We start from the raw sequence: 5,700 nt of genomic DNA on the forward strand, positions 1-5,700 counted from the left end.
TGATGACAATAAGTTATGACTTAGAAACTAATCAACAACTAAAGCTTATGCTTGTAGCTAAGTGAAATCATTGATTAAGAGACCTGTACTTTTCAATAACTTTTTGCCGCAAACCCTAATTAGTTAAGCAAAATTAATTAAACATCGAGATGCGGAAACTGTACGCTAAAGTAGTAGAAAGGGTCAATCCTCAAGAGGATGATGTACGCTTCTATGGGATTTCCGAAGAAGCTGTCTCTAGGGTGTTGGTGATGGGAGGTTCTCCTCCTCAACCACCCCCAACTGTCTATATCATCTAGCTTGTCCAAGAACTCTTGGCTGAAAATCGATGCAGTCTCTCCCCGACTCCCAAAACCCCGATTCTCTGGTTGAGGTGTGTCGATTGCTCTCCCAGTCAGGGTTCTACCCTTTGGTATCGGGACTTTTACCCCCCCCACTACCACTTTTTTACCCTATGGATTGCAGGTGCGTCGATTTGGGTGTCTGTCTTCCCCTCTCGATAAGGCTTTCCAAGGGGTACTCCTTACCTATTAGGTCAAATAGGATTAGTTGGAAACTAAACCCTGACCTTGTTTAAAAACGATCATTGTGAAACCCTTACCTATTAGGTCAAATAGGATTAGTTGGAAACGAGCATCAAATTGAATTTTCTCTCCTGTCATTTTCTTGCGCCTTACCTATTAGGTCAAATAGGATTAGTTGGAAACATAAGAAAACATCCAAGACATCCGTTTCCTTTTGAGTTTTTGCCTTACCTATTAGGTCAAATAGGATTAGTTGGAAACCCTTGAGTTAACTGATACTTCTGAATCGCAGCTTTTCCGCCAAGACCTTACCTATTAGGTCAAATAGGATTAGTTGGAAACTTACAACATCTGCTACAATGTTTATGTTTAGGAATACTTTTCCTTACCTATTAGGTCAAATAGGATTAGTTGGAAACGAGTACTCCCCCAAGAAAGATGCGTCATTTCCCCAGAACTCCCTTACCTATTAGGTCAAATAGGATTAGTTGGAAACCCTATCTATCACCGCGCTGCCAATGACAACCACACCATTCAGCCTTACCTATTAGGTCAAATAGGATTAGTTGAAAGGCAGAAAAAGGGTTTCTTTTAGAAACCCTTTTTCTAATAAATTCTGTCAAATAAATAAGATAAAAAAATGTCAAATATATCTTGACAAAAATCGATAAAAATGCTACAATTAGGCGTGAGTGTTCGCTAAAACTGAAACCATGGTTAAGACAGTAATATGTTCAGCAATCCGTTAGGATTCCTAGGCAATTAACTAACAAGAAAAAGTCATGGCAGTCTTAGAAATGCTCACGGTTCCCTTTTGCTCTCCCCTTGCCGGCAGCCTTGGCGAATAGATAATTAAAATAACTCAAATAGGACTGGACTAGCAATTCTTTCTAGGTAAAGCGGCAATTTTTAATCAATTGTTAAAATATTAAAAGGATGCTAAAGATGGGGGCTATAGTTTCCAGAGTGAGCTATCCTAGAGATACTACTTACTCCATCCTCCCCCATGCTCGATCGAGTTCTCCATAGTCGTTATCAAGTCCAACAGTTACTGGGAAAAAAAACTATCTTAGCTAGGGACAGACACACCAACGAGTTAGTTATCATTAAACTTATTTCTGTTCCTAGGGGGCAAGGGAGTCAGTTTATCGGAGAAATAACTGGTAAAATTGCCCTATTGCGACAACTCTCCCACCCATCTCTCCCGAAATATCTCGATAGCTTTGAGATAGATTCATCCCAAGAACAAATCATCGCTATTGTCCGGCCTTATTTATCAGCGCAACCTTTAGAAAACTATGTTAGCTCCAGTTATTTGTTAGCCGAACAAGATCTAAAACAAATTGCCAAATATCTTTTGGAGATTCTCTCCTATCTCCATCAGCAGGATGTACCCCTTAACCACGGCAATATAAAACTTAGTAATATCCTCTTTGATACCCAGTCCCATCGTTTTTATCTAGTTGATTTTGCCTTTGATTCCGATTCTCCCACCAGAGACTTACAGGATATAGGCAAAACTTTGATTAGTTTAGCCACGGGGGTTAAGCATCGTTACATACCCGAAAACTTTGAGCAAAAAACTAATCTAAGTGCTTTTTTCATCTATTGGTTAAAAAGATTATCAAACTCCTCCCCAGACTCTCATTTTCGTTCGGTGACAGAAGCTTTAGCCAGCTTATATAGTTGTCAATTGATCCTAGTATCTATTGGCAATCTGACCAAACCCTACGGCAGCGAAGTTACTGTTTATAAAAAAGATAATCTCCTGCAAATAAAAATCGCTAGTAAAACCAAACAAAAGTTTTTCAATAATCTCAAAACCCAGTTAAGACAGTTTTTACCATCCCTATTTTTTACCATCATTCTCTTAACCATAGTCGCTATTTATGATCTCAAACTGGTCGCTTTTTTAATCCCGATTATCCTAATTTTTCTGCTCAATTTAATCTCCTCTAGTTTATCTTGGCAGTTATGGAAATCTTTTTGGCAGGGAGAACTAGAGTTAAAAATTACCCCCAAAAAAGTTTCTCTCTACCAAAAACTCTGGGGGCTAAAATTTAAACTAACTGCCGATGCTGCTAGTTCCGAAATCTCTAGTCTTATTCGTCGCAATGTTACTGTCACTATGCAGGGAGAAAATGTTAATATTATTCCTCCTTGTCTGGTTCTCATTGCCAACCATCGAGAATATATTATCACTGCTAGTGAAGATGTTAGCGAAGCCGAATTAGATTGGTTGGCACAACAGTTAAGCGATTGGCTACGTTTACCGATTACGAGAATTTAAGGTGTATTAAGCTAAGTTAACACACCCCAAATTTATCTGATAACATCTTCCGATTTAATCAGATGCGCTTCTAGGAACCAGAGACGTTTATCGATGTCCCGGGAGATTTCCGTATAGAGATCTGCTGTGTCGGCATCCCCTTGATTGCCGGTGGTATCAATAGCAGAACGAAGATGGGAAGCGTATAAAGCATAACGTTCGGCTAAAGCAACGATATGTTCACTACCATCGACGATATCAGCCGGATATTCTGGCAGAATCGAGTTAGCGGCAGCGATGCGCGCTGTTCCCAAAGCGGTTCCACCTAAAGCGGTAATCCGTTCTGCTACCATGTCACCATAGCCTTCTAATTCCGTGGCCATTTCGTCGAATAGGCTGTGCAATTGGTAGAAATTTAAACCTTTTACATTCCAGTGGGCTTGTTTAACCTGAGTTTTTAGGTCTAAACTAGCGGCAAGGGTTTGGCTTAAGATTTCCACAACAGCTTTGCGGATATCTAATGCTAAATCGATGCGGGTGGGGTAGTATTGTCCCGTAGTTTTGGTTTTGACTGGAGTGGCTACCATAATCTTTCTCCTTGAATTGAAAAACAAAAAAGGCTCTCTTGGACATTGGCTGAAAAATGTTCACCATGTTTACATTATGGGTGCAAGTCCTGCGCCTTTGTAACAGGGACAGGCAACAGTAAGCTGTGAATCAGTGCCAAAATTTAAGAATGTCCTCAACTTAATGCCTAGTCCTTTGTCTAGCTGATAATTGATTATGCTCCTAAATAAGCCGTTAATTCTTCCGAACCGCCAATTAACTGGCCGTCAATGAAGACTTGTGGGGTGGTGGTATTGCCACTCATGGCCCGCAGAGAACGACTGGTGGCATCGCGTCCGAGGATAATTTCCTCGTATTGTAGGCCTTTTTCTTCTAGCATTTTCTTGGCCCGGAGGCAGTAGGGACAGCCGACTTTCGAGAAAAGAGAGACTAAAGGCGGTTTTTTGGCGGATGGGTTGATGTAGTGTAACATCGTTTCTGCATCGGAGACTTGGAAAGGATCTCCCGGTTCTTCCGGTTCAATGAACATTTTCTCGATAACACCATCTTTGACTAGCATCGAATAGCGCCAAGAACGTTTACCGAAACCTAAGTCAGCTTTATCGACTAACATCCCCATTCCTGCGCTAAATTCGCCGTTTCCGTCGGGAATCAAGAGGACATTATCACATTCTTGGTCTTTTGCCCACTCGTTCATGACAAAGGTATCATTTACCGACAAGCAAACAATAGTATCTACGCCATTTTCCCGAAAAACTGGGGCTAATTCGTTATATCCGGGTAAATGGGAGGTGGAACAGGTGGGAGTGAATGCCCCCGGTAAGGCAAAAAGAACAACGGTTTTTCCTTTGAATAATTCCTCGCTGGTGATGTTCACCCATTGATTATTTTGACGCACGGGAAAGGTGACATCGGGAACTCTCTGGCCTTCTCGGTTTGGTAGCATAATCGTCAACTCCTAATTGCTAAGTCGTACTCATTTTGAGTTTGTCTAAATTAAGTGTACTCATAACGACTATGAGTTGTCAACAAGTATTTATGCTTAAATCAGGAGATAGGAGACAGGAGACTCCGAGACAGGAGAATGGGACATAGACAAAAGGCAGTAATATTGATTAGTTAATTTCCCCATCTCCCCCCGCAACGCGCACGAAGTGGTCTCCCCACACCCCACACCCTACACCCAACCCCTTTTTTTACTGAAAAATGATGTTTTCCTTACTGAAAAAAAGCTATAAATGGCTAGGAATAGCGATAATAACAGTGATTTTGGCGATTACACCCGCTGCCATTGCCCAATCAACCACGAATAGGATTCCTCTAGCCAAAATTGACTGGTTACAGGCGATTTTTTTGGGATTTGTGCAGGGAGTGACGGAATTTTTACCGATTAGTAGTACCGCTCATTTAAAAGCGATTCCCGTCTTTTTGGGTTGGGGAGATCCCGGTGTCACCTATACAGCAGTGATTCAATTGGGCAGTATTGCGGCGGTATTGTCCTATTTTTGGCAGGATTTAAGGCAAATATCCACGGGAATGGTGAAAGCGGTGGCTAGTTCCGATTATCGTTCCCAGGATTTTCGTTTAGCCCTGGGGATTATCCTAGGCACAATTCCGATCGTTTTCTTCGGTTTGTTAATGAAACTTTTCATTCCCGATTTAGATAATTCCCCCCTGAGAAGCATGACAGCGATCGCCTGTGCCTCTATAGTCATGTCTTTACTCTTAGCTACAGCCGAAAAAATCGGGAAACATAAACGCAGTTTTGAGACTTTGCGACAAAAAGACGGGGTTTTAATGGGATTAGCCCAAGCTTTAGCCCTCATACCGGGTGTATCTCGTTCTGGGTCCACCTTAACTGCCGGGTTATTCATGGGATTAGAAAGGGCAGTAGCGGCGCGATTTTCCTTTCTTTTGGGGATTCCGGCGATAACTTTAGCCGGTTTAGTGGAATTTAAAGGAGTTCTCGACCAGATTAACACCAGTGAATTAATTCCCCTCGCTATTGGGGTAATTTCCTCGGCGATATTTTCCTATCTTTCGATCGCCTGGTTATTAGATTATCTCAAAAAACAGAGTACCTGGGTGTTTGTCTGGTATCGTCTCTTTTTCGGGGTTACTATCCTGATTGGTGTGGCCTTGGGGCGTTTTTCCTGATCTTTTGGCATTCTAATTAGGGTCTGCTGAAAAAGTTTTTCGGTGGGGGTTGGGGGTTGGGGGATGGGGGATGGGGGATGGGGGATGGGTTTTACCGATTTTCAGGTGGTCAACTACCTAATTTTCAGGGAAAAAGTACCTGAATTTTCCCCCTGATCACTCCCATGCCTGGTACTTTTTGAT

General features: G+C 41.9%; 5 protein-coding genes and 1 CRISPR repeat array. Of the genes, 3 read left to right on the forward strand and 2 right to left on the reverse strand.

Annotation, left to right across the window (positions count from 1 at the left end):
* Positions 1-149 precede the first annotated feature (149 nt).
* Both EWV84_RS13475 and EWV84_RS13480 read left to right on the forward strand, forming a co-directional pair.
* A complete protein-coding gene (locus EWV84_RS13475; protein ID WP_002779042.1) occupies positions 150-299 on the forward strand; it encodes a CRISPR-associated endonuclease Cas2 in 150 nt (49 codons plus the stop codon).
* Positions 300-521: 222 nt separating this feature from the next.
* Positions 522-1,098: a CRISPR direct-repeat array (repeat unit 36 nt; unit sequence CCTTACCTATTAGGTCAAATAGGATTAGTTGGAAAC).
* Between the two features lie 432 nt (positions 1,099-1,530).
* On the forward strand, positions 1,531-2,814 hold the full coding sequence (locus tag EWV84_RS13480; RefSeq protein ID WP_287078389.1) for a protein kinase domain-containing protein: 1,284 nt from the start codon (positions 1,531-1,533) through the stop codon (positions 2,812-2,814).
* Positions 2,815-2,846: 32 nt separating this feature from the next.
* Here EWV84_RS13480 and dps read toward each other — a convergent pair whose 3' ends face one another.
* Positions 2,847-3,380 carry a DNA starvation/stationary phase protection protein Dps gene (gene dps, locus EWV84_RS13485; protein WP_287078391.1) on the reverse strand — a complete coding sequence of 178 codons (534 nt, stop codon included), beginning with the start codon at positions 3,378-3,380 and terminating at the stop codon, positions 2,847-2,849.
* A gap of 194 nt (positions 3,381-3,574) precedes the next feature.
* Positions 3,575-4,306, reverse strand: a complete 732-nt coding sequence (locus EWV84_RS13490; RefSeq protein ID WP_287078392.1) for a glutathione peroxidase — start codon at positions 4,304-4,306, stop codon at positions 3,575-3,577.
* 260 nt (positions 4,307-4,566) lie between these two features.
* Between EWV84_RS13490 and EWV84_RS13495 the strand changes: the two genes are divergently transcribed.
* Positions 4,567-5,517, forward strand: a complete 951-nt coding sequence (locus EWV84_RS13495) for an undecaprenyl-diphosphate phosphatase (protein ID WP_416361015.1) — start codon at positions 4,567-4,569, stop codon at positions 5,515-5,517.
* Positions 5,518-5,700: the final 183 nt, after the last annotated feature.

The organism is Microcystis sp. M_QC_C_20170808_M3Col (genome assembly GCF_007095505.1).
Lineage (GTDB): Bacteria > Cyanobacteriota > Cyanobacteriia > Cyanobacteriales > Microcystaceae > Microcystis.